This window comes from Tateyamaria sp. LSS28 (genome assembly GCF_059611725.1).
On record NZ_JCAPFI010000003.1, the window covers coordinates 609,694 to 631,690 of the forward strand.

The following is a 21,997-nucleotide window of genomic DNA, read 5'->3' on the forward strand; positions in this document are numbered from 1 at the left end:
GCTCGGCGCATGGGGGCTGACAGGACAACCTGTGCCCCTGCCGGGCGGGCATCGCAACACAGTGCTGCGGGTCGGGCAGCAGGTGCTCAACGCGGCGGTCAGAGGCAGCCATTGCGTGGCTCCTGCCTGTGGCACGCCATGCCGAAGTTTGCGGACTGAAAGTGCCCGCGCCTCTTCGGTCAAGCCTCAACACCTTCGTGGTTGATGGCTGGATATGCGAACCTTTCTGCGCGGGAGGCCCCACACCTCCAAAGGCAATTGCCGACAAGATCACACACCTTCACAGCACTGCCGCTGACCTGCCCCAACGTGATGGGTTTGCATCCGCACGCGATCTTCTAACCGCACAGTCCGGGGGTGACATCGACCTGGCCGAAATGCCACCGGATCTGGTTGTCCAACTCAGGGCAGCCTGGTCGGCAATCAGCCTCGAAACCACGCATGTGCATGGCGACCTCAACCCGGACAACATCCTGACTGACAAAGACGGCACGGTGACGTTGATTTATTGGGACGAAGCACGTCGTGATCACCCCCTTTTTGACAGAGCTGCCTTGTCCGATGCACAGGCACCGATCGCAAAATGGGCGGCACTTGCTTGGGAAAGCGCATGCTCGTGGTGGCACGAACCGACGCATGCGCGCGCACTTGTTTCTTCGTTCACTTCGGCAATGAGGTCGGGCGGTCAATAACCAACAATTGCGACGATACCATATCAAGCATAGATCAGGTCTCGCCACGCCCAACTGACAAAGCCGGTATCGACATGCACATCCAATCCTTCTCCATCCTCGTCCCGGATTACGAAGCAGGCCTGGACTTTTTCTGTGGTACGCTGGGCTTCGAACTGGTGGCCGACATCGACCAAGGGCGCAAACGCTGGGTCGAAGTGCGCGCACCCGGTGCGCAGACCTCAATCATCCTCGCCCGGGCGGACGGCGCAGAGCAAATCGCCAGCGTCGGCGCCCAAGGTGGCGGACGGGTCTGGTTGTTTCTGCACTCGGATAACTTTGCGCAAGACCATGCACGGTTGACCGCGCGCGGGGTCGTTTTCGAAGAAGAACCACGGCATGAGGTTTACGGAACCGTGGCCGTCTTCCGTGACCCCTTTGGCAACCGCTGGGATCTGATCCAACGCGCCTAAAGCAGTGTCTCGACCTGCGTTTCGACGATAGCAGCGGCTGAGAAAAGCGCGGAACCAACCAGCTCGATCCCAACGTTCACATGATGTCTCAAGCGTGGCTCTGCATCGCCAGAGGCTGCACACCCAAGGGCAATCGCAAAGGCGAGCGTCAGTGATTTCATGGCGGACAGGCTGAGGTTCATCAGAGATCCTGTCTGCTGAGTGTGTTCTGAACAAGTGAAGGAATGACGGTGACCGCACCCTGCCCCGCAACGCCGAAATCAAGGAGCAGGGTAATTGCCCCCTGAGGCGGTGTGGCAAATGTCAGGGTCGCACTCACCGTAACGTCCTGCGCAAAACTGACGGTAACTGGCCCATCGAACTGCACGGATGCGCCCGGAACGGCTATCGCCTGCAGGACCAATGGACCACCCAACCCCGTGAGGGTCAGGCGTATGTCCACTTGGGGTCCCGCCATGACTACCCGCTCGACCCGAGCCATCATCGCGGGACTATGCGGCCCATCATGTGCTTCGGTCGCCAAAGGAAAACCACAGACCGAAAGCAGGGCAAGTACCGCAATTATGACACGTGAGTGGCGGATCATATGACTTGAACGCAGGGTCATCGGCCTTCCGTCGCCTGTTCGCAAATTTTTTGCAATCTTGTCCATTTTCCCCTTGCAGCGCGAGGCGGGTAAAAGTATTCCACGCCTCACCCAAGGAAGCGGGCGTAGCTCAGGGGTAGAGCATAACCTTGCCAAGGTTAGGGTCGGGCGTTCGAATCGCCTCGCCCGCTCCAAAAAAACAAAGCCTTACAGGTGGTTAGCTTAAACCACCTGGGCTTTGGGTCAACACATTCAGAAGCATATTGTGTGAATGTTCACCTATCTGGGTGCGAACTCCCCTTGCAGCAATTGATTCTGAAGATCTTGGCAAGGTGCATGAAGCGGAGCTTCAGCATGTCTGCTCTACCCCTGAGCTACGCCCGCAACAGGCCATTGGCTAGCCCCAAGGTGCCTGTGTCAGGGTCAGATAGTAGCCAACCGGAAGTGCAGCTAAGCCAAGTATGAGATGGAATGGCAAGAGGCCTCCCCGGACTCCCAGAACAATTGTTAGACAAGCTCCGAAGACCTGGAGCATGAGCCAAGCCGCGAAACCAGCCAAAACACCGTCGAACAAGGCAATGTATAGCGCTGGCCAAACAACACACGGCAGAGCAGCCAGAGCAAAGACAGTGCCAGCCGAACTATGCAGTACACGGGCAGTCATTACCCCATGCGGGTCCTCTCGCTGAAGCCGCAAGACTTCGACTGCGATGTTCTGGCAATACGCAAGCATTAGAAGACCATAAACCGATCCAAACGCGAACGTGTTCTCAAATATACCCATAGCCCTCAACTCCCCCATCAATCAACCTAGTTTATTGGTCGCCGTCCAAGGCTCCAGCTCTGCGCAATGAATGTATGTTATAACCGGTAGATTTAAAACCAACAAAGCAGCACTTGGCGCTTGTGAAAAAGACGCCGAAAAGCCCACTGCGCGATGTGTTCGCGAAGAATGTTCGCCTTGCGAGAGCAGAGCGAGGCTGGTCTCAAGAAGGTTTGGCTTTAGAGGCCGGCGTCAACCGCACCTACCTGAGCGCAGTGGAACGATCGGAACAAAACATTTCGTTAGACAACGTGTTTCGCATCTCTGAAGCGCTAGGCATACCCGCTTGGGAACTGCTTCGCGACTGAGTTGTCTAGCTCGGTTCACACCTTTCTTGGTGAACAGCGTCGCAGATTTTCAAAGAAAAACCTTTGCAATCAGACCGTAAAACGAACTGACCCTTACCTTGTTGAGGTAAGCGTCGCACAAGTCGAACTCACTTTACCCACGTTTCTTGTGGATTGGGGGGCCGCCGCCGGGGGCATGGGGTACATGTGCTATGCAAAATCCGGCTCAGAAATTTCTGCGGGAAATTCACACAAACGATTTCAGAAACCGGTGTGATAGTGTCTTCCTGACGACAAGCTACAGTTACAAGCCACAAAGCAATGACGCTGCAAGCACATCTTGAAGACCACAACGCTAACTCTCGCCGTAACAGAGTCGACCTGACGACCGATAATGAACAGGCGCACGCATTGGTTTGGGAATGGGTGGCAGAACTCGAGGCTCCCCGAAAAAGAAAGTTCTCGGACGCACAGAAAACCAAGTGTTTCCAGAGCTTACTTTGCCTATGCATGGACCTGCTATCGGTCAAGGACACCACACCTTCAGTCTGGATTGGATACAGCCGGGGGAAAACCAACTTCGTTCGAGGGGGTGCTTACTGGGACAACGCGAACGACTGCGCCGCGCTGTCTGAAACGTTTTTTCTGACGTGCATAGATAACTTGAGCGAGCGCGGGCTAGTCGAAAAGCGGGATGCGCCTCCAGGCTACTCAAGCTACTCATCGCGTTTGCGGCCAACTTCGCAACTATTGGAAGAGTTTGCAGCACGCGGGTTGAATTGGACGCACGTTCACGAAGAACCAGACAAAAACTGCATCGTTGTCAAGGACCATGAGAAAAGACCAACAACGTGGCCTGATCCTGGTGAGTTCCCCCTACCCCAAACACTTTAGAACCTCACACGCATTAACACCGCGCTCCAGAAAACGTTCGTCAATATCAACATTTCCGATCAAGAGTTAGCCGAACTAAACACCTGCGCCGACGCGACGGCTGACGTTGACGAAACCGAGTATTCGGCCAGAAGCAAAATTGATTTCATCGACAGAAAGCTTCGCCGGATTTTCGCAAGAAGCAGCTTTCAGCAAGGGGGAAGGTTCTATGGTGGTTGGTGGCAGAACATCCCCAGCAGGCTCAGAAAGCACATTGAAATCAATGGCTGGATGACCGTTGAACTCGACTACTCAACCATGGCACCGAGAATGCTCTACGCTCTTGTGCACGAGATTCCTCCCGAAGACAGCTACTCCCTCCAAGGTTGGCCGCCTGAAACCAGAAAGATAGCGAAGAAAGCCTTCAATCAGTTGTTGAACAGTAACCCGTCATCGCGGAACCCGAACCAGTGGCATCGCTTCGCACCTAGCTTAGATCCGGACCCATTACCTGCAAACTGGTACCAGCTGAACCGTTTCCAGAAGGATAGCGCGAGGAGACAAGCTTTTACTGCACTAACTGAGCGACCCTACGACGACCTCCTTGCTGATCTACTCGAGCTACATACCCCCATTGAACAGCACTTCTTCACTGGGGTTTGGGGAACTCTACAAAGTAGGGACTCTGAAATCGTTGAAAGAGTTCTGCTTAACCTGCTAGATCGCGAGGAGCCTGAGGTTGTTCTCGCTATCCACGACTCGTTCATTGTTCGCTACGGACGTCACGAAGTCCTTCTCAATGCAATGCGGGAAGCATTTCACGAAGTCGTGGGACATGACGCGGTCATTGATGAGGACGACACCATACTCACACCACCAGAAGGGTACGAAGGAGATGATCTAGCGTATGCCTTCGAGGTTTTGGATGTAAACGATGAAAGGCGACAATCACACGCTGGGTATTTTGCTCGTCAATCCGCATGGGAACAAACCCATGGTCAGTTGAACAACATAAATCTGGCTCTCGAAAGGATGGAGCGAGTGGATGTGGAAGGGTTGGAGATCGTTAACGTCGCTAAAGCATCACCAGAGTAGAAAGCACCCTCCAATGAGGTTTGCAGGCCAAACTCATCTTGTTCGCATACTGAGTTCAATGGCGGAGACGTTCTGCCCTCTGTGTCGGGCGACGGGCCGACGTATCTCCGCTATACTTACCATATCCCAAGTAAACCAATCCATGGGACAGATGATGCTGTGTGAACGCCATCGTTACTGAACCATATCTCCAACCGGGCGAAGGGCGTACCCCTTACTAGACCACCCCTTACTAGACCACGCTAATTTCCCATCACCAGCAGCAGTTCATGTTGGAAGATATGGCTCAACACATGCCGTTGACACTGCTAGAGGCACTAACAACGCAACGGTAAACTAGCAAGACTGTTGGTTTAAACAGCACGCCTCAACACAGCATTGTACTTCAACGTCTAACCCATTGTTTTTGATTACTTATTTTTAAAGATTCGCTGTTTGAACTGGTTTTACAAAGCAGCACTTTCGCCAGCATCGTTCAAGATAAGTGTAGCGCGAAAAAGTCATCCACTGGAACAACCGCAGTATATGTACGCGATTGCGCAGGAAGCTGACTTTGCAAAGTCAGCACGTCATCTATTGCGAAGAGGCTTTATTCCGACCCAGCACTTTGCGCCCAAAGTCGCTTCAGTAGTTCATACTTCTCCTTGGTATGCTTGTAGGTGGACGTGACATTTAGCTGTGCCGTGCCGAGCATGAGGCCTGTTTCCAACGCTTCCTCGGAACGGATTTCGGTCAATTCCAAATAAGGTGGTCGAACGGGCGTTCCTCTTCGTTTGTTCACATAGAAACGGGCCATATCCTGCGGATCGGACGAAATTTGCGAAACATAAATTGAGCGCATCAGCTCGTACAGGTCGTGCCGCCCAAATCGGTACTCCGGTAGATCGAACTCTGAAACAATCTTATAGTTTCGATACAGACGAATGGTTACCTTTTGCACCATCAAAACCTTTCCATTCCCATAAGCCGCACTTCCATGACTTTCGAATTATAGAACTTGCTTGAAAGCTATCAGCGCCGGGTTTGAAACTAATCTTTGGGGGCTTCAGGCATTGACGCATGCCCGTATACTTGGACCTAAGCGAACAGAAGAGGCTGTGTAAGGTGTGATGGCGAAGCGAACAGAATATCTTGTGACCCACTACGCGCAGAACGGCACTGTGATCAAGCAACTGCGGGTGCCCAAGAGTATCAATATGCTCCGTCTGCTTGAGAGGCTAATATGCAGAGAATTAGATGATCAATCAATCATTGCCTCGTGCTGCCGATCGAACGCCAAAAGTTTCTATGACCCATTCCAAGTGATTGACATGCGAGATGAGCATCGTCGCGAACAAGCTCAAGCCGCAATGAAAGCCGATCCTCAAGGGTCTTACTTTGAGGCACGAGATGCACCAATCCCTCTTGGGAAATTACTCATGATGGCCGGATATCAACACGAGTATCACGTCCAAGAGGTGGAAGCAGAGAACTGAAACCACGCGCGCGAACGAATTTTGTCTCTGCGAGCTAGCGCTCGACGAAGCGCTCTACATGGTGACTCATCATATGGAGACTCATTTTATGTCCGCTTTGGGCTGGGGGTGACTTTAGATCTGAACGCGGCGGATGTCGGCAGCGAGCCCAGAGTTACCTGTTGCATTCGGTCTCTATCATACCGTGCGATTTTGGATGAAAACCTTTCGGGAACTTAGTTTCCTCATCGTATTCTGCACCTTCAAGTTTCGCATGGTTTAATATGGCTCCTGTGAAATCTGCACCTTGCAGCCGCGAGCCGCCGCCAAGATTATCTCTACCAAGGTTGGCTCCGCGAAAGCTCGCACCAACACAGGAGGCTTCCTTTAGATCAACACCCTGTAAGTTGGCGTTCTCGAAATTCGCACCATCCAATTGCGCCATGAAAAAGCCCGCCCAATATAGGTTTGCACCTTTGAAGTTGGCGTGCACAAGCTGAGCTCCATAAAGATGAGCCCCTTCCCAAGTAACGCCCTCAAACTGATCCTTGCCAATAGGGACTTGGTAGGTTCTCAAGACTTCACCAAATTCGTCCAGTATTTGCACTTCATCCTGCATCGAGCCGACTACCCCTTTGAAGCAATGTGTCTCTAAGCGATATTGAGGAAATTGAACAGGAGTTGGGCAAGTCCATTGCGGTTTGCCCTTTGCCCAATGTCAGCTAGGTCCCGCGCTACGGTCATCTCGATGGTCCAGCTCAATGTCCGGTTTGGGCTGCCACCAGTCAACCGACAGAAACCATCGGATGTCAGTCGCGAGCCCAAATCACATTTTTTTTGCGTTGCAGTGAACATCCACGGTTATCAAATACCAACCAAATCAAGGCAGATTGCAACCGCTGTGGCGTATATATTTTGGTACTGCAGCTGGGCTATTTTGTGGTTGACCTTGCCTACACATCACTGAAAAGTTCATTTTAATTTTTTGATGACTAGCAAGTTTTGGTGGGAAATGGGTGGCGCGAAAACACCAAAGAGAGTTGTATCCAGTGTGCAGTCAGTTGTCGCCCTTTTGAAGGAGTTTAGCGTTGCAAAATCATATTCAAGAAATTCTGACACGAAACAACTTACAGGTGACGATTTTAATTCTTCTTGCGGTACTTTCGCTCAACATCGTCCATTATATTGGTTTCACACTTGACTTCCCGGGTGAGTGGCCGCTACGGCTGGCGCACGATCTCGCTCCAGCGCTAGCATCAGATCTGACAATCGCTTTTGTCGTGTCAGCAGGAATAACTAAACTGAGTTTCGAAGCTATAAAGCACTTAGTACCAGCTCTAGTATCTCCACTATTGTTGATAAAAAAAGTTCGTAAATGGACAAGTTTTATTAATTCAAATAGTCGCGCGATGAAGGGGATCCATCCAGGCTTTTACGTGGGTGTATTTTGGGCAACATTTGCAGAAATTTACTTGGGTTTCGTAGACGGATACTATGCATTATTATTTTTGGTGATCTTGGTTGCGCCAATGATCACATTCCCATATGTATTCACGCTTAGGCTAAAAATTATGAAAAATCGCTTCGACCGCGAATCACGTGAGCTTGGGCGAGGGAGATTTAACGGATACCTTCTTCCTGCATTAGTTTTTTCAAACCTATTATTCGTTTTCATCGTCGGAATAGAAAGATTTCACGTCGTCACATCCCAGGAATCAGTTGAAATTGAGACTGCGAACGGTAGTATAAGCGGAATAATCATTTCGCAAATAAATGGGGGTCTTTTGTTTGCGTCACCTGAGCGCCGAGATCGAAATGGTTATCCAGAGATTAGACTGTTCAAGGGCGACTATTCGATCAGTACTGCAAAAATCGACTAGTCGTCTGCTTGCGCTCGAATCCAGTTAAAGGCTGAATGGATGGAGCGTGACACTATTTTTTTCTGAAGCGGGCCGTCCAGAAAGCTAACATCAGGTAAGCCGAGCTATGTCGGCGCTGCTGGTATCAGAACACCCATGACCAATGTCTCTTTTGGGCTGTCTCTAGCCATTCCTTACCCGACGATGTTAGGCAGTTACCATCGTTGTTTTCAGTCAATCAACCCGATGACATCACGAACATTCAAATGCGTGTACCTCTGCACGCTTCGAATATCCCTGTGCCCGCTAACCATCATGATTTGTAGCTGGTTGAGACCCAACCGTGCCACTTCCGTAATTCGTGAGTGTCGAAGCTGATGAAACCTAACATCTTTGCCCAGTCCAACATTTTCACGCGCTCGTCTGACGGCCTGTGTAACGCTGTATGAGGCCATGGCAAAAATTTTGGCATTCGGCATCACTAAACCAACTGATGCGGCCTCCAGGAGCTCCACAGCTCGTCTGGTGAGGGGCACATCCCGAGACCCTTCCTTCCCGTCAACGACACGAAGAAACCGTTGGTCAAGATGCAGGTCATTTAGGGTCAGCTTTAGCAACTCACCCCTTCGCATCGCGGTTTCATAGGCAAGTTCCACGACAGTAGCCATCTCCGGCGTCATCGCTGAAAGCAGAAGTCGCAATTCATCACGTGTAATCACTCTATCCCGAGGCTTGTTCGCTTTCGGCAGCTTCAACATCTCGCAAGGGTTCTCAATCAGGTTACCTGTCTCTGCGAGGTGTTCGGAAATGTACCACCTGTAAACTCGGCGGATCATCATGAGCTCGTCTCGACAGGTTGTTGTTGCGACCTTTGCTAAGCGGGTCTGCTTGAAGGTGTTAATGTCTTGAAGCGTAATTAGGTCCAACGTCTTACACATGACTTTGTGCTGGCAAATACGATCGATGCGATTGAGGGCGAGGCTTTGGGAGGGCTTACCATCCAAGACTTCGTGGCAATACGCGTAGCCTGCATCAATGAACAGCGGGTGCTCCTGATTGAGTAGTTTCTCCTGATCCTCCGCCCACGCCGTTGCCGCCGCATGTGAGCTGAACGTTGACGACTTAAGCAACTTCCCTCCTCGACGGACTTGAACGTTCCATTTCCCTGATGGTAGCTTCCGAACTGTGGCCATAGCGATATGTCTCCTAGTCGAATTTAAAGATCATAAAGCCTTGTTATCAATGACTTAGCAGCATCTTGCCAAGGTTAGGGTCGGGCGTTCGAATCGCCTCGCCCGCTCCAACATCCTCCCAGATGGGAGTGTCAAAAAGGCCGCCGCTTGGCGGTCTTTTTTGTTTTGAAAACTGCACATGTTGCAACCACATCACTTTTGCCCGTGGCGCGAATATACACCGTTCAAAGGTGTAGACGCCGCACCTGGCGCGCATTAGCGTCAGGCCCAAGCAGGTTGATCCTGCGCAATGAAAAGGCTCATGCAAGAGCCGTTAAGACGAGCAGGTCTCACATGAAATACGTTCTCAGCGCCGTACTTGGCGTCACCCTTCCAATTGCCAGCGCCGCACAGGCCGTCGAGATCACCGGCGGATCGGTACAACTGAAGTACTCGGCCTTCACCGAAGAAACGGATTTGAACCGCGTCAATCTCGAAGGCTCGATGGAAATTGGCTTCACGCAGTCGTTCAGCACCCAAATTGACTTGGGCCATAACAGTTTCGGCGAAACAGACATCGATGGCACTAACTTTGGTCTGCACGCGATCTACCACTTGAACGACTCCACGTCGCTTGGCGCATTCTATACGCGCGAAGATGCTGAAGACGCAGATGTCGATATCTTCGGCATTGAAGCTGGGTTCGAAACGGGCGCTTTCGAGGTTGAGGGCTTCCTCGGCCAGCTCGACGCAGAAAACGAAGACGAAACGATTTTCGGTTTCGAGGGCCGGTACGAACTGAACTCGGGCATCGGATTATCCCTTGGATACGAAGATGTTGGCAGCAGCTCGACCGCAAACGTGGCGACCACAACACTACGGGTCGACCGGGATGTCACCAGCAACCTGAACCTGTTTGCTGAAATTGGGTCCACCAGCTTTGACACTGACATCGGCGGTGCTGATGAAACATTCGTCGGCATCGGCGGCCGGTACGTGTTCGGGGCTGAGCGCGGCGCAACGTTCAATCAGCGCGGGCTTCTGCGCATCTTGCCTGGCGGTTAACGCAGACTGCGACGTGGCCCCGGCCGCGTCGCGACACCCACAAATGTATCCGCTAGAACACCTTGAACGTCATCGTGGTCAGCGACCGTTCGATCCCATCGATATCCAGCAACTCATCATTGATGTATTTCCCAACATCCTGACCTTCAGGGATGTAGACCTTCATCAACAGGTCATAGTCACCCGAGGTCGAATAAAGCTCGGAATGGATTTCGCGCAGCGTAATCTCTTCGGCGACCTTGTAGGTGGAACCGGGGCGGCAGCGGATCTGGATGAAGACACAAGTGGTCATGGGCATGGCCTTGGGCAACTGCGGTGCATATCCCCGTAGTGGCACGTCTGCACAGGTGCCTGCAAGCGTGATGGTCCGCCCCTTGGCGGCGCTGTCCTGCCCGCCTATAGAGGCACGCGAACACCCTAGGCAGGAGGCCGCGTGATGCGCAGCACCACCCTTACCCGCACCACCGCCGAAACCGATATCTCGGTCTCGCTCAACCTGGATGGCACCGGTCAATACGACAATGACACAGGCGTCGGGTTCTTTGACCACATGCTGGATCAGCTGGCGCGCCACGCGCTGATCGACATGAAGGTGCGCTGTAAGGGCGATCTGCACATCGATGATCACCACACGGTCGAGGACGTGGGCATCGCCATCGGACAAGCCCTGAGCCAAGCCGTTGGAAACAAAAAGGGAATTCAGCGCTACGGGTCCTGCCTGTTGCCGATGGATGATGCCCTTGTCCGCGCGGCGCTCGACCTGTCGGGGCGGCCCTTCCTCGTGTGGAATGTGGATCTGCCCACGCCGAAGATCGGCACGTTCGACACCGAATTGGTGCGCGAATTCTTCCAGGCGCTCAGCACCCATGGCGGCATCACGCTGCATGTGGACATGCTGCACGGGATCAACAGCCACCACATCGCCGAGGCGGCCTTCAAAGCCGTGGCCCGTGCCTTGCGCGTGGCCCTTGAGGTCGATCCGCGTATGGCGGACGCCATCCCCTCGACCAAAGGCAGCCTATGAGCCTGACGGTTCTGATCGACTACGAGAGCGGCAACCTGCACTCGGCCGAAAAGGCGTTTGAGCGCATGGCGCGCGAGGCGGATGCGGGCACGGTCGTTGTCACTTCGGACGCGGATGTGGTGGCCAAGGCCGACCGGATCGTGCTGCCCGGCGACGGGGCCTTTCCCGCATGTGCAGCGGCTTTGCGTGGATCGGGTGTGTATGATGCACTTGTCGAAGCCGTTGAAAACAAAGGCAGACCCTTTCTGGGCATCTGCGTTGGCATGCAGTTGATGGCCGCATGGGGGCGGGAATACAGCGACACGCCCGGATTGGGCTGGATAGACGGCGAGGTCGTGCACATCACGCCTTCAGACGCGATCCTGAAGGTGCCGCATATGGGGTGGAACGACCTGGTTCTGGAGGTGCAGCACCCCGTGTTTGAAGGGGTTTCGACGGGCGATCACACCTACTTTGTGCACTCCTATCATTTCGAAGTTGCGGACCCTGCCATGCGGCTGGCCCATGTAGATTACGGCGGAGATGTCACCGCCGTTGTCGGGCGGGACACGATGCTGGGGATGCAGTTCCATCCGGAGAAGAGCCAGGATATCGGCCTGCGCATGATCCGCAATTTTCTGACCTGGGCGCCCTGACATACAAACTGTTTCGGGCGGGTGAGTCTCTGGGCTGCATTTACCTTGTTTTCATGGAGATTGACGCCTCAAACGGGGTGTCACCCCCCGTGCAGCATCCGTACACCCCCTGTACACCCCCAACGGGCGGACGTTTGACGGTTAACGCAACGTACGATGATCTCAAGGGCGCTGCGCGACGCGATTAATGTTTGAATGGGGCTCTGCCCCCAAACCCCCGAAGTTTATCTGGCAAGATGAAGACAGGTAGTTATGCAGTGTAACTATCGAACTCAGCCAGGTCGGGATGCCTTTTCAGCAAGCCCGGAAACACCCTGGCGGCGAGCCAGTTCATCCATCACATCCGACAGGGCGACGTCACGCGATGCCAGCATGACCAGCAAGTGGTAGAGCACGTCTGCTGCCTCGGATGTCAGGGCGGCTTTGTCATCTTTCACCGCTTCGATGATGGCTTCGACCGCTTCCTCGCCGAACTTCTCGGCGCATTTCTCGGGCCCCTTGGCCAGCAGTTTGGCCGTCCAGGAACTGTCGGGATCGGCCCCTTTGCGGGCTTCGATTGTTGCGAAGAGGTCGTCCAGCGTCATGTCAGCCTCATTGGGATACCGGCGGCCGCCATGTGCGCCTTGGCCTGGGCGATGGTGTAATCACCGAAGTGGAAGATGGAGGCGGCCAGAACGGCGGATGCGCCCCCTTCGGTGACACCATCAACAAGGTGATCGGGCGTGCCGACGCCGCCGCTTGCGATCACGGGGATCGGTACGGCATTCGAGATGGCGCGTGTCAGTGGCAGATTGAACCCAGCGCGCGTCCCGTCGCGGTCCATGGAGGTGAGCAGAATTTCCCCAGCCCCTTTTTCAGCGGCGGTGCGGGCAAATTCGACCGCGTCGATACCCGTGGGTTTGCGCCCCCCGTGGGTGAATATTTCCCAGCGGCCCGGTTCGACTGTCTTGGCGTCGATGGCGCAGACAATGCACTGGCTGCCGAACTGATCGGAAGCCCGCGCGAGCACATCGGGGTCCGCCACGGCGGCGGAGTTGAATGACACCTTGTCGGCCCCTGCCAGCAGCAAGGCCCGCACATCCGCCACCGTCCGGACACCACCGCCCACGGTCAGCGGAATAAAGCACTGTTCTGCCGTGCGTTGCACCAGGTCGAACATCGTTCCGCGGTTTTCATGGGTCGCGTGGATGTCCAGAAAACACAGCTCGTCCGCGCCTGCGGCGTCGTAGGCGCGTGCGGCCTCGACCGGATCACCAGCATCGATCAGGTCGACAAAGTTGACGCCCTTGACCACGCGGCCATCGGCAACATCGAGACACGGTATTATGCGGGTTTTCAACATGCGCGTCTGGTAGCGTGGATTTGACAGCGGGGAAAGGGGCTCTGCCCCCGGCCTGCGCCCTCCGCCGGGGTTTGTCCGGCAAGATCAAGGAGTATTTCCGCCCATCATCGCCCATTCACGGAAAGGTGCATGGCCTTCGCTCGCGCATATGACAGGTTCGGGTTATTGCAAACGAGGAGACGCGTGATGCGGATTTTGATGGCTCTGGTGATGAGCGTTTTTTTGGCAGGTACGGCAATGGCTGGTGACAACGGGATTGTTCGCAAGGAATCCGCGAAGAGTGTGGGCGAAACAATGGATGCGCTGCAGGCCGCACTGGAAGGGGCTGGTTTGACCATCTTTGCCCGTGTTGATCACGGGGCTGGTGCGCAAGGTGTGGGCGAAGACATAGGTGCCTCGGAGTTGCTGATCTTTGGCAATCCCAAACTGGGCACGCAGGCGATGCTGGATGACCGGACATCTGCATTGTTCCTGCCGATGAAAATCGCCGTGTTCGAAGACGAGACCGGCAAGACCATGATCGCCTACGAAGACCCGGCGGCGATGTTGGGCAAGCTGGGTGGGGTGGCTGACGATGCCGCTTACGTCCAGACCATGACCGGCGCGTTGGGCAAGTTTACCGATGGTGCTGCGCAATAAGCGCTAGCCCTTGAGGGCCGCGAGCGCTGAGGCAAGGTCGATGGCCCCATCGTAGAGCGCGCGGCCCGAGATGGCGCCTGAGATCACGCGTGTCGCCTTGAGCGCCGTCAGATCGTCCAGAGACGACACGCCGCCGCTTGCGATGACGGGAATGTCCACTGCTTCGGCCAAGGCCTGCGTGGCAGGAATATTTGGCCCGCCCATGGCCCCGTCGCGGTTGATGTCGGTGTAGATGATCGCGGCCACGCCCGCATCTTCGAAGGATTTGGCCAGATCGGTGGCGTCCACATCCGTCTCGGTCGCCCAGCCTTTGGTCGCAACCTTGCCGTTCCGCGCATCGATGCCCACGGCGACGTGATCGGGAAAGGCTTTGGCCGCCTCGCGCACGAGATCGGGGTTTTCGACCGCCACGGTGCCGAGGATGACCCGCTGCAGGCCCTTGGACAGCCACATTTCGATGGTCGCCATGTCCCGGATGCCGCCACCAAGTTGCGCGGGCACGTCGCAGGATTTCAGGATCGCCTCAACAGGGGCTGCGTTGACAGGCTCACCTGCAAAGGCGCCGTTGAGATCGACAAGGTGCAGCCATTCGCAGCCAGCCGCTACAAAGGCGCGCGCCTGTGCCGCCGGGTCGTCGTTGAACACGGTGGCCTTGTCCATGTCCCCATGTACGAGGCGCACGGCCTGGCCGTCCTTGAGGTCGATGGCGGGGTACAAGATCATGTTGTCGGGCCTTTCGCTGTCTGCTCGCGTCCTTGCACCTATCCGTGAGATTTGCAACGCGACCCAAGGTCATTCTTGCCATATCGCTTCCAGATGGCTCACAGTCCCGGCCATTACGGAGGAGACACTCATGAAACACCTGATTGCAGCCGCATGTGTGGCGATTGTCAGCGCAGGAAGTGCAATGGCGGACCCGGTTCTGGGCACGTGGAAAACCGAAGTTGACGATGGTGCTTATGCCCACATCGCGATGAGCACGTGCGGCGCGAAGATTTGCGGCACGATTGCCAAAGCCTTTGATGCCAGCGGTCCGATTGCGTCCGAGAATGTCGGCAAGCAGCTTGTCTGGGATATGGAGCCGCAGGGGGGCGGTAGCTATGCTTCGGGCAAGATCTGGCAGCCGTCGACCGGCAAGGTTTTCAAATCGAAGATGGCCTTGAGCGGCAACAGCCTGAAAGTGTCGGGCTGCGTTGGTCCATTCTGCAAAAAGCAGACATGGTCGCGCGTGAACTGATACCATAGGCGTCTTTTGGCCCATGCCCCGTGCCCTTTGGCGCGGGGTTTTTCATACCCGATCCCCCGGTTTGGTCCTAGTCCGTACGCGCGGAACCCGGACCGACCAAGACGCCCATCGGGGTTCATCGCGTTCTGTGGTACAATGCCGTGTATCATGACACGTCTGTTGGCTAAATTTGTCATGCCCGCCGCAGCCCTGTGGCTGGGCATTCTTCCCGCTCCGGTGGCATCGGGACCGGAGGGCGTGTGGCTGACCCCGCCCGACCGCAAGGGCCAGACTGCGCATGTGGATGCCAAGAAATGCGGCGTCGCCTATTGCGGGACAATCGTTACAGTCTTTGCCCCGTCTGGCGAACCCATCAGTGCGGCCACAATCGGTCAGCGCGTGTTCTGGGACATGATCGGGTCCAGCAATGTCTATGAGGGCCGCGCTTTCGTGCCAGCGCACAATCGCAACTACAACGCCAGGATGCGGGTCAATGGCAATCGGATGACGGTGTCGGGTTGTCTGGGCCTCGTTTGCCAGAGTCAGATCTGGCTACGTGTGCGCTGAACTGCACTTCTCTCTAAAGGCTTCGCCTGCACACGACGTGATGTATTGCGCCCGCTTTTCGCGAATGTGGTGTCCGCCCCGAGGGGGCTTGATTGAAACGGGAAAGCGGCTAGAGCCGGGATGAGATGATGCCGGTGTTGAACCCGCCCATCCGCAGCTCGCCGAACAGGCGCTGATACTCGATCTTGGGGCAACGGTTCTGAATAACCGTCAGATCCGCCGCACGCGCCTTGGCCGTGGCTTCGGCATGTTCCACTCCAATCTGCATCCAGATTGTTTTCAGGGTTGGAATGCGGGCCATGGCGGCGTCCACAATCTCGGGCACGGCCTCGGACCGGCGGAAGATGTCCACCATATCGACCGGCTCATCGATCGAATCGAAATCAGGCACGATCTGTCGTCCAAACAGCATCTTGCCTGCGTAGACCGGGTTCACGGGGATCACGGAGAACCCTTTGAGCGCGAGGTACCGCGCCACATAGTAGCTGGGTCGCACCGGGTTGGTGGACACGCCCACGACCGCGACAACCTTGGTTGCCGTCAGGACCTGTTTCAAATGCGCATCGGTATAGATTTCGGACATGATTTCCCCCCTGCCCGGTCACGTTCCCAAAAAAACGCCCCGATCGCAAAGCGAAAGGGGCGCGCAGGTGCGGAACGAGGGACAGTGAAATAACCTACAGGAGTTCCAAACCTGTGGTTCACCTTTAAAGATATGATCGCTCACGTCTTGCAAAAGACCCTCTCGCAAATCTGTGAACGAAAACTTAAAGATCGGATTTGGCCGGCCAGCCGCAGCGCAGCGCTCAGTCAAAAATGTCTTCAATGATATCAAACGCATCGTCGAAAATATCCGCCCAACGCGACTTGCGCTTCTTGTACTTTTTCTTGCTGGGTTTCGGCCTGTTTTTTTGGCGAATGGCCGAGGGTCGCACGGTTTCGCGGTCACCTGATCGCTTTCTGGGCAACATCTTCAGGTCGTGCAGCGGGGCACCGCAATTGGAACATGCCAGTTCGTGGCGCTCGCGCCCTGTCAGAACAAGGGCGGCACGGGTGCCGCAATAGCAGCAGGTGGCGATCTTCGTGGGGTGGGCGATGGTCGCCTCCTATGCGTGGTCCTTGGAGGCATATAGGGCAATCGCAGCCGCATTTGAGACATTGAGCGAGCCAAACCCACCTGCCGCGTCGATTTTCACCAGCGCATCACAGGTTTCGCGGGTTTTCTGACGCAGGCCGGGACCTTCGGCGCCAAGAACCAGCGCAACGGCGCGATCCTTTTGACCATTCAGGGTCGTCTCAATCGTCGCGTCGGCCTCTCCGTCCAATCCCAGAACCATGTAACCCATGCCCTGCAACTCGACGATGGCGTCCGCCAGATTGCGCACCCGCACGTAGGGTTGGCGTTCCAACGCACCGGAAGCTGTTTTGGCCAACGCACCAGTTTCAGGCGCTGCGTGATGGCGCGTGCCAATGACGGCGGACGCCCCCAACACCTCGGCCGAGCGCAGAATCGCGCCCACATTGTGCGGGTCCGTCACCCGGTCCAGCAGGATCAGCCGCGGCGCTTCGGCCCCGATGGCCACATCCGCAAGGCTGCCCCAGTCGAGCGGCTTGACCTCAAGTGCTGCCCCCTGGTGAACCGAGCCGGGATCAATCGGCGGCTTGAACTTGCGGGGATCAATCACGTCGGGCGTGATACCTGCAGTCAGAATGGCGTCTTCCAGTTTGTTGTGAGCATTCAGCGTCACCATGAGGCGCAGTTTTTCACGCTTTGGGTTCAGCAGCGCGTCGCGCACCGCGTGCAAACCGAACAGCCAGACGGTTGCTACCGCGTCCGCCTTTTTCGCCTGTTCCTTTTCGACGACCCATTTGGGTTTTTTCATCTTTGCACCTTTGGCCCTTGGGGTCTGATTTTGTGCCTTGACCCTTGATATACGTCCCGGTAATCACGCGCTCACGCCACCGGGGTTCAGGCCCTAATGGCGTAGTGGGCGACAGGCCGCAAGGTGTGGCAGGGGACTGTAACTCCCTCGCGGAGACGCACGCCTGGTTCGATTCCAGGGTCGCCCACCACTTCCAAATCAAGTGTTCCGGGATTTTTGAGGTACACCGCCCCTTCGCGCGAGCAGACACCATTCAACTTTCTTGTTTCATCGAGTTAGGCTTCCCTTCAAGCTGGGTCACATAATTAACCTCCAAAGAAGGTTTCTGCCTTGGCCAAAGAACGTTGGAAGGGTGACGTAGCTGGAAAAATCCATCATTTGGATGAGTTGGTTGCCAACGGTTTGTCAGCACTTGCTGCCTATAGAGCCTTGGCGGAGGTCTTGAGTGGTAGCGAGCCTTTAGGTCCACATACAATGGCCAGAAAAGGATACACCGCACTTCGTTCGGCTCTGCAACGAACCTACATGAACGACGGCTTCAATCTCATCGATAAGAGATATGTACTCACTCTGTCATGCCGCAAACGACGAAGACTTGCGAAAATCGGAAACGACTCAAAGCTCTATGAGGTTCTGTATTGAAAACGAAAGGCCCTTCCGACTGTGGCGCAACAATATCTCTGCTCATCGAAATATCGAGAAAGCTCCCTGGCAATGGGCAAGAGACGCTAACGTAACACATGGAGAAGTCGATGCTTTTTTTGTGAATGCTCAAGATGCGGTTGTTGGGTTGGCCAACGACAATGCTGAACAGTACCAGTTTGATGGCGAACTCGATTGCAAAAAAGACTTTAGCGACGAATTCATTGGCCTTTGTGAAGCGATATGTTTTGTGATGCCCTAAACGGAAAGACACTTTTTTGTCTGGGCTAGCTCGACGTTGCACGTCTCACTCTAAATCGCCAATAGCACTAAGATGAATCTCGAATCCGAGATACCGGAGCTTAGTGTCCTGACACCCGCGGCACCAATGCCTTGACCAGATCCTTCATGTCGAGCTGACCGACGACCTCGCCCCGGTCCATGACGCGATAGATGTGATTGGTATCCCCACCCGTCAGCGCGATCATGTCCTCAAGGTTGCGTGAGGCCTCGACCTCTCCGTCGAAGCTATCGCCCTGAATGGGTTTCATCACCGACCGAACACGCAGCACGCGGGCGCGGTTGATGTCGCTTACGAAGTCTTCGATGTAAGGGTCTGAAGGAGCCAGCAAAATACCCTGTGGCTCGCCTTGTTGGACCACTGCGCCGTCCTTGAGGATCACGAGGTGATCGGCCAGTTTCAACGCCTCGTCCAGATCGTGTGTGATAAAGACGATGGTTTTGTGCAATTCCTTTTGCAGCTCCAAGAGCAGGTTCTGCATATCGGTGCGAATGAGTGGATCAAGGGCCGAGAATGCCTCGTCCATCAGCATTATATCGGTGTTGGCGGTGAGCGCACGGGCGATGCCGACGCGCTGCTGCATCCCACCCGACAGTTGCGCAGGATAGCGGTCTTCGAACCCCTCAAGCCCCACACGCGCCAGCCATTTGCGCCCTTCGGCATCGCAGGTGGCCTTGTCAGCGCCCTGCACGCTCAGCGGCAGTTGGGCGTTTTCCAGCACCGTCTTGTGCGGCAGCAGCGCGAATTTCTGAAACACCATCGACATCTGTTTCTGCCGCAGGGTCCGCAGGGCCGCCTGCCCCATCTTCATCACGTCCTGCCCATCGACGAGGATTTCGCCCGCCGATGGGTCAATCAGACGATTGAGGTGCCGGATCAGGGTGGACTTGCCAGAGCCAGACAAGCCCATGATGACCGTGATCTCACCCGGCTGCATATCCACGTTGATGTCCTGCAGACCCAGCACATGTTTGTGCTTTTCCAGCAAGGTTGTCTTGTCCATACCCGCTTGAACATGGGGCACCATCGCCGTGTCATCGGGCCCAAAGATCTTGTACAGTCCGCGCAGGGACACTTTTGCAGTCATGTCAGCGTTCCTTGCGTCCGGTGTCGACACGGGCGAGCGCAGCCTTGGACACGCGATCAAGGATCACGGCCAGCAGCACGATGCCCAGCCCGGCAACGATGCCCACGCCCAGTTCCAGGTTGCGGATACCTCGCAGAACCAGCACGCCGAGGCCAGGGGCCGAGACAAGCGAGGCAATCACCACCATCGCGAGGCTCATCATGATCGTCTGGTTCACGCCCGCCATGATATTGGGCAACGCCAATGGCAGCTCAACCCGGCTGAGCTTTTGCCATGCGGTCAGGCCAAAGGCATTGGCCGCCTCAATCACGTCCTTGTCCACCAAGCGGATGCCAAGATCGGTCAAGCGGATAACCGGCACGATGGCGTACAGGATGATAGCAATACCGTAGAGTTTTGATTCCGTGACAGAAAACAGGAAGATCAGCGGGATCAGGTAGACGAAGGTCGGCAGCGTTTGCAGCAGGTCGAGGATGGGCACGATGGTGCGCTGTGCCGTGTCCGATTTCGACATACCGATGCCAATAGGCACGCCTAGCAGGACCGAAAGCCCAGTACAGACAAACACGATGGCAAGGGTCTGCATCGCCACCTCGTAATGGTCGATGAACCCGAAAAAGAGCAGGACAAGGGCGACGAAGGCCGTCACGGATTTCGAGCGACTGACCAGCCATGTGATCAGCAACAAAGCGGGAATCATCACCCACCAGGGTGCGGATTGGAACACCCAAAGCGTGCCGTCGAGCATCCAGCTCAGCGGCTGCGTGATGGGGTCGAGGACGAATTTCAGCTCAGATCGGATCGACAGGAACCCCCGCTCGATACCGGCCGTCAAGTCGCGGGTCTGGCCGATGCGCCCGCAGGCCTCGTGCAACTCGTCGAGGGATGGAAACGGCAAACCACCCTCCTCTGCCACTGCGCCGCCGCCGCCACTCTGGGCCAGAAGTTGCGCCATGGACATGGGCGCATCTTCCTTGCCCACATCGCACCAATCCCGCAGGCCAAGGCCGTCAAAGACGCCGTCATAGGCTGCCATGTCGTTCCCCAGTTTCTTGATCTTGCGCCCAAAAGGGGGGCGAGGGTTGCGCCGGGGCGGACCCCGGCGCCCGAGCTTATTGCAGCAGGGCCGAGAGGTTGCCGCGCGCCTCGTCGTTCAACCAGCCACCCCAGACATCCTTGTAGGTGGTCAAGAAGTACACGGCCGCCTCTTCGTTCGAGGCTTCGTTGGCTTCCTGCCACGCCAGCACCTCGCCCATCTGGGCGTTCGTGAAAGTGACATTGCCCATCAGCGCCGCAGCGTCGGGTTCACGGTCAATAAAGGCTTGCGTCGCGGCCGTCACCACGTTGGACACCGGATACGCGGACAGGCCGGGTGTGGCGCAGTCTTCCAGACCGTTGCACGTGTGCGTTTCGGCGTCATAGGCGGGCATTTCCACCTGCACCATCGGATATTTGCCCAAAACCGAGGTCGGCGCCCAGTAGTAGCCGAACCATGGCTCTTTCGCCTCATATGCGGCGGCGATGGCCGTTGCCAAAGTCTCGCCCGAGCCGTGCTGGAAGCGTTCGACGCCCGAGTCCGCCAGACCTGCGGCCTTGAAGTTGTTATGATTGGTGACGTCGCAGCCCCAGCCCGACGGGCAGTCGTGGAAGCGGCCTCCGACCAGTTGCGGGTTGGCCTTGATGCCGTCCAGCGTTTTCAGCTCGGGATGCGCTTCGGCCAGGTAATCCGGGATCCACCACGCCTCAACCCCGCCATCGGACAGGACCTTGGACAGCTCGACCAGTTTGCCCTCGCCGCGCAGATCTTCGTAGACCTCGGTATAGCTGGTCCACAGCTCGGTCAGGATGTCGGGTTCACCCGTTTCTGCCACGGATGCCATGGCAGGCACGGTGGTCGTGGGCACTACGGTGACGGAACAGCCATAGCCCTGCTCCAACAGGAACTTGGCAACGTTGGTCACAACAGCAGCCGAGGCCCAGTCCATTTCCGTGATCGACACTTCGCCACACTCGGCGGCGGCGATGGATGCGGCAGAGGTGCCCAACATCAAAGTTACGGCAAATGCGAGTTTTTTCATGAGTTTGCTCCCTGTTCTGGCGGTATTTTCGCAGAAGATGGGCCAAGTGATAGACCCAAACCGGCACGGACTTACAGTCCAAACCCGCCTACGCGATGAATTTGGGCGCGGTGGTCCGCGCACTATGATCACAATTTCGCTCTGTCCGGCAAAAGCGGCAGTTTGCGCTTGGGGCAAACGGGATCAGCTTGTTAGGGTCAGTGCGGAACGACAGAA

General features: G+C 55.8%; 29 protein-coding genes and 2 tRNA genes. 16 read left to right on the top strand and 15 right to left on the bottom strand.

Features of this window, described 5'->3' with window-relative positions; all coding sequences use genetic code 11:
• Window positions 1–161 precede the first annotated feature (161 nt).
• The gene (locus AC53L6_RS11585) at window positions 162–692 is read left to right on the top strand and encodes a phosphotransferase (RefSeq protein WP_496907944.1); all 531 of its coding nucleotides are present in this window, start codon (window positions 162–164) and stop codon (window positions 690–692) included.
• A gap of 74 nt (window positions 693–766) precedes the next feature.
• The gene (locus AC53L6_RS11590; protein WP_496907945.1) at window positions 767–1,144 is read left to right on the top strand and encodes a VOC family protein; all 378 of its coding nucleotides are present in this window, start codon (window positions 767–769) and stop codon (window positions 1,142–1,144) included.
• Here AC53L6_RS11590 and AC53L6_RS11595 read toward each other — a convergent pair.
• Both AC53L6_RS11595 and AC53L6_RS11600 read right to left on the bottom strand, forming a co-directional pair.
• Window positions 1,141–1,326 (bottom strand): hypothetical protein, encoded by a 186-nt coding sequence (locus tag AC53L6_RS11595; protein WP_496907946.1) that lies wholly within the window; start codon window positions 1,324–1,326, stop codon window positions 1,141–1,143. The genes AC53L6_RS11590 and AC53L6_RS11595 overlap by 4 nt on opposite strands.
• Window positions 1,326–1,751, bottom strand: a complete 426-nt coding sequence (locus AC53L6_RS11600; protein ID WP_496907947.1) for a hypothetical protein — start codon at window positions 1,749–1,751, stop codon at window positions 1,326–1,328. The genes AC53L6_RS11595 and AC53L6_RS11600 overlap by 1 nt, the downstream gene beginning before the upstream one ends.
• 98 nt (window positions 1,752–1,849) lie before the next feature.
• Between AC53L6_RS11600 and AC53L6_RS11605 the strand changes: the two genes are divergently transcribed.
• The 3 genes from AC53L6_RS11605 (at window position 1,850) to AC53L6_RS11615 (ending at window position 4,808) form a co-directional block, all read left to right on the top strand.
• Window positions 1,850–1,924: transfer RNA gene (locus AC53L6_RS11605), tRNA-Gly, on the top strand.
• Window positions 1,925–2,669: 745 nt separating this feature from the next.
• A complete protein-coding gene (locus AC53L6_RS11610) occupies window positions 2,670–2,861 on the top strand; it encodes a helix-turn-helix domain-containing protein (RefSeq protein WP_496908080.1) in 192 nt (63 codons plus the stop codon).
• A 1,143-nt stretch (window positions 2,862–4,004) separates the two neighbouring features.
• Window positions 4,005–4,808: a hypothetical protein gene (locus AC53L6_RS11615; RefSeq protein ID WP_496907948.1), complete on the top strand. Its 804-nt coding sequence runs from the start codon at window positions 4,005–4,007 to the stop codon at window positions 4,806–4,808.
• 589 nt (window positions 4,809–5,397) lie between these two features.
• On the opposite strand, the gene AC53L6_RS11620 is transcribed toward AC53L6_RS11615, so the two are convergent.
• Entirely contained in the window at window positions 5,398–5,751 is a 354-nt protein-coding gene (locus AC53L6_RS11620; protein WP_496907949.1) for a hypothetical protein, read from the bottom strand.
• 166 nt (window positions 5,752–5,917) lie between these two features.
• Here AC53L6_RS11620 and AC53L6_RS11625 point away from each other — a divergent pair, with 166 nt between their 5' ends.
• Window positions 5,918–6,283, top strand: a complete 366-nt coding sequence (locus AC53L6_RS11625; protein WP_496907950.1) for a hypothetical protein — start codon at window positions 5,918–5,920, stop codon at window positions 6,281–6,283.
• Window positions 6,284–6,437: 154 nt separating this feature from the next.
• On the opposite strand, the gene AC53L6_RS11630 is transcribed toward AC53L6_RS11625, so the two are convergent.
• The gene (locus tag AC53L6_RS11630; RefSeq protein WP_496907951.1) at window positions 6,438–6,881 is read right to left on the bottom strand and encodes a pentapeptide repeat-containing protein; all 444 of its coding nucleotides are present in this window, start codon (window positions 6,879–6,881) and stop codon (window positions 6,438–6,440) included.
• Between the two features lie 469 nt (window positions 6,882–7,350).
• On the opposite strand from AC53L6_RS11630, the gene AC53L6_RS11635 reads away from it, so the two are divergent.
• Window positions 7,351–8,142 carry a hypothetical protein gene (locus AC53L6_RS11635; protein ID WP_496907952.1) on the top strand — a complete coding sequence of 264 codons (792 nt, stop codon included), beginning with the start codon at window positions 7,351–7,353 and terminating at the stop codon, window positions 8,140–8,142.
• Between the two features lie 209 nt (window positions 8,143–8,351).
• Here the strand turns inward: AC53L6_RS11635 and AC53L6_RS11640 are convergent, their stop codons facing one another.
• Complete coding sequence (locus tag AC53L6_RS11640; RefSeq protein ID WP_496907953.1) at window positions 8,352–9,251, bottom strand: tyrosine-type recombinase/integrase; 900 nt, start codon at window positions 9,249–9,251, stop codon at window positions 8,352–8,354.
• 396 nt (window positions 9,252–9,647) lie between these two features.
• On the opposite strand from AC53L6_RS11640, the gene AC53L6_RS11645 reads away from it, so the two are divergent.
• Entirely contained in the window at window positions 9,648–10,358 is a 711-nt protein-coding gene (locus AC53L6_RS11645; RefSeq protein WP_496907954.1) for a porin family protein, read from the top strand.
• 52 nt (window positions 10,359–10,410) lie between these two features.
• Here the strand turns inward: AC53L6_RS11645 and AC53L6_RS11650 are convergent, their stop codons facing one another.
• Window positions 10,411–10,650, bottom strand: a complete 240-nt coding sequence (locus tag AC53L6_RS11650; RefSeq protein ID WP_496907955.1) for an Lrp/AsnC ligand binding domain-containing protein — start codon at window positions 10,648–10,650, stop codon at window positions 10,411–10,413.
• Between the two features lie 144 nt (window positions 10,651–10,794).
• Between AC53L6_RS11650 and hisB the strand changes: the two genes are divergently transcribed.
• Window positions 10,795–11,382: an imidazoleglycerol-phosphate dehydratase HisB gene (hisB, locus tag AC53L6_RS11655; RefSeq protein ID WP_496907956.1), complete on the top strand. Its 588-nt coding sequence runs from the start codon at window positions 10,795–10,797 to the stop codon at window positions 11,380–11,382.
• Window positions 11,379–12,017 (top strand): imidazole glycerol phosphate synthase subunit HisH, encoded by a 639-nt coding sequence (hisH, locus tag AC53L6_RS11660; RefSeq protein ID WP_496907957.1) that lies wholly within the window; start codon window positions 11,379–11,381, stop codon window positions 12,015–12,017. Before hisB ends, hisH begins: the two co-directional genes overlap by 4 nt.
• Before the next feature lie 272 nt (window positions 12,018–12,289).
• Here hisH and AC53L6_RS11665 read toward each other — a convergent pair whose 3' ends face one another.
• Both AC53L6_RS11665 and hisF read right to left on the bottom strand, forming a co-directional pair.
• Window positions 12,290–12,601, bottom strand: coding sequence for a phosphoribosyl-ATP diphosphatase (locus tag AC53L6_RS11665; RefSeq protein ID WP_472728348.1), 312 nt, complete (start codon window positions 12,599–12,601; stop codon window positions 12,290–12,292).
• A complete protein-coding gene (gene hisF, locus AC53L6_RS11670; protein WP_496907958.1) occupies window positions 12,598–13,359 on the bottom strand; it encodes an imidazole glycerol phosphate synthase subunit HisF in 762 nt (253 codons plus the stop codon). Before hisF ends, AC53L6_RS11665 begins: the two co-directional genes overlap by 4 nt.
• A gap of 186 nt (window positions 13,360–13,545) precedes the next feature.
• On the opposite strand from hisF, the gene AC53L6_RS11675 reads away from it, so the two are divergent.
• Window positions 13,546–13,998, top strand: a complete 453-nt coding sequence (locus AC53L6_RS11675; RefSeq protein ID WP_299768838.1) for a DUF302 domain-containing protein — start codon at window positions 13,546–13,548, stop codon at window positions 13,996–13,998.
• Window positions 13,999–14,001: 3 nt separating this feature from the next.
• Here the strand turns inward: AC53L6_RS11675 and hisA are convergent, their stop codons facing one another.
• Window positions 14,002–14,721, bottom strand: a complete 720-nt coding sequence (gene hisA, locus AC53L6_RS11680) for a 1-(5-phosphoribosyl)-5-[(5-phosphoribosylamino)methylideneamino]imidazole-4-carboxamide isomerase (RefSeq protein ID WP_496907959.1) — start codon at window positions 14,719–14,721, stop codon at window positions 14,002–14,004.
• A 130-nt stretch (window positions 14,722–14,851) separates the two neighbouring features.
• On the opposite strand from hisA, the gene AC53L6_RS11685 reads away from it, so the two are divergent.
• Both AC53L6_RS11685 and AC53L6_RS11690 read left to right on the top strand, forming a co-directional pair.
• A complete protein-coding gene (locus AC53L6_RS11685) occupies window positions 14,852–15,235 on the top strand; it encodes a DUF2147 domain-containing protein (protein ID WP_496907960.1) in 384 nt (127 codons plus the stop codon).
• Window positions 15,236–15,391: 156 nt separating this feature from the next.
• Complete coding sequence (locus AC53L6_RS11690; protein ID WP_299597819.1) at window positions 15,392–15,790, top strand: DUF2147 domain-containing protein; 399 nt, start codon at window positions 15,392–15,394, stop codon at window positions 15,788–15,790.
• A 109-nt stretch (window positions 15,791–15,899) separates the two neighbouring features.
• Here AC53L6_RS11690 and AC53L6_RS11695 read toward each other — a convergent pair whose 3' ends face one another.
• The 3 genes from AC53L6_RS11695 to rlmB form a co-directional block, all read right to left on the bottom strand.
• Window positions 15,900–16,373: a CoA-binding protein gene (locus AC53L6_RS11695; RefSeq protein ID WP_496907961.1), complete on the bottom strand. Its 474-nt coding sequence runs from the start codon at window positions 16,371–16,373 to the stop codon at window positions 15,900–15,902.
• 223 nt (window positions 16,374–16,596) lie between these two features.
• A complete protein-coding gene (locus tag AC53L6_RS11700) occupies window positions 16,597–16,887 on the bottom strand; it encodes a hypothetical protein (RefSeq protein ID WP_299599655.1) in 291 nt (96 codons plus the stop codon).
• Between the two features lie 9 nt (window positions 16,888–16,896).
• Window positions 16,897–17,673, bottom strand: a complete 777-nt coding sequence (gene rlmB / locus AC53L6_RS11705) for a 23S rRNA (guanosine(2251)-2'-O)-methyltransferase RlmB (RefSeq protein ID WP_496907962.1) — start codon at window positions 17,671–17,673, stop codon at window positions 16,897–16,899.
• A gap of 106 nt (window positions 17,674–17,779) precedes the next feature.
• Here rlmB and AC53L6_RS11710 point away from each other — a divergent pair.
• The 3 genes from AC53L6_RS11710 (at window position 17,780) to AC53L6_RS11720 (ending at window position 18,577) form a co-directional block, all read left to right on the top strand.
• Window positions 17,780–17,863 (top strand) — tRNA-Tyr (locus AC53L6_RS11710).
• A 140-nt stretch (window positions 17,864–18,003) separates the two neighbouring features.
• Complete coding sequence (locus AC53L6_RS11715; RefSeq protein WP_496907963.1) at window positions 18,004–18,315, top strand: hypothetical protein; 312 nt, start codon at window positions 18,004–18,006, stop codon at window positions 18,313–18,315.
• The gene (locus tag AC53L6_RS11720; RefSeq protein ID WP_496907964.1) at window positions 18,299–18,577 is read left to right on the top strand and encodes a hypothetical protein; all 279 of its coding nucleotides are present in this window, start codon (window positions 18,299–18,301) and stop codon (window positions 18,575–18,577) included. The genes AC53L6_RS11715 and AC53L6_RS11720 overlap by 17 nt, the downstream gene beginning before the upstream one ends.
• Before the next feature lie 100 nt (window positions 18,578–18,677).
• On the opposite strand, the gene AC53L6_RS11725 is transcribed toward AC53L6_RS11720, so the two are convergent.
• From AC53L6_RS11725 to AC53L6_RS11735, 3 genes are all read right to left on the bottom strand, one after another.
• Window positions 18,678–19,703 (bottom strand): quaternary amine ABC transporter ATP-binding protein, encoded by a 1,026-nt coding sequence (locus AC53L6_RS11725; RefSeq protein ID WP_496907965.1) that lies wholly within the window; start codon window positions 19,701–19,703, stop codon window positions 18,678–18,680.
• Window position 19,704: 1 nt separating this feature from the next.
• Window positions 19,705–20,739, bottom strand: coding sequence for an ABC transporter permease (locus AC53L6_RS11730; protein ID WP_496907966.1), 1,035 nt, complete (start codon window positions 20,737–20,739; stop codon window positions 19,705–19,707).
• Between the two features lie 76 nt (window positions 20,740–20,815).
• Window positions 20,816–21,781 carry a glycine betaine ABC transporter substrate-binding protein gene (locus AC53L6_RS11735; protein ID WP_496907967.1) on the bottom strand — a complete coding sequence of 322 codons (966 nt, stop codon included), beginning with the start codon at window positions 21,779–21,781 and terminating at the stop codon, window positions 20,816–20,818.
• Window positions 21,782–21,997 lie beyond the last annotated feature (216 nt).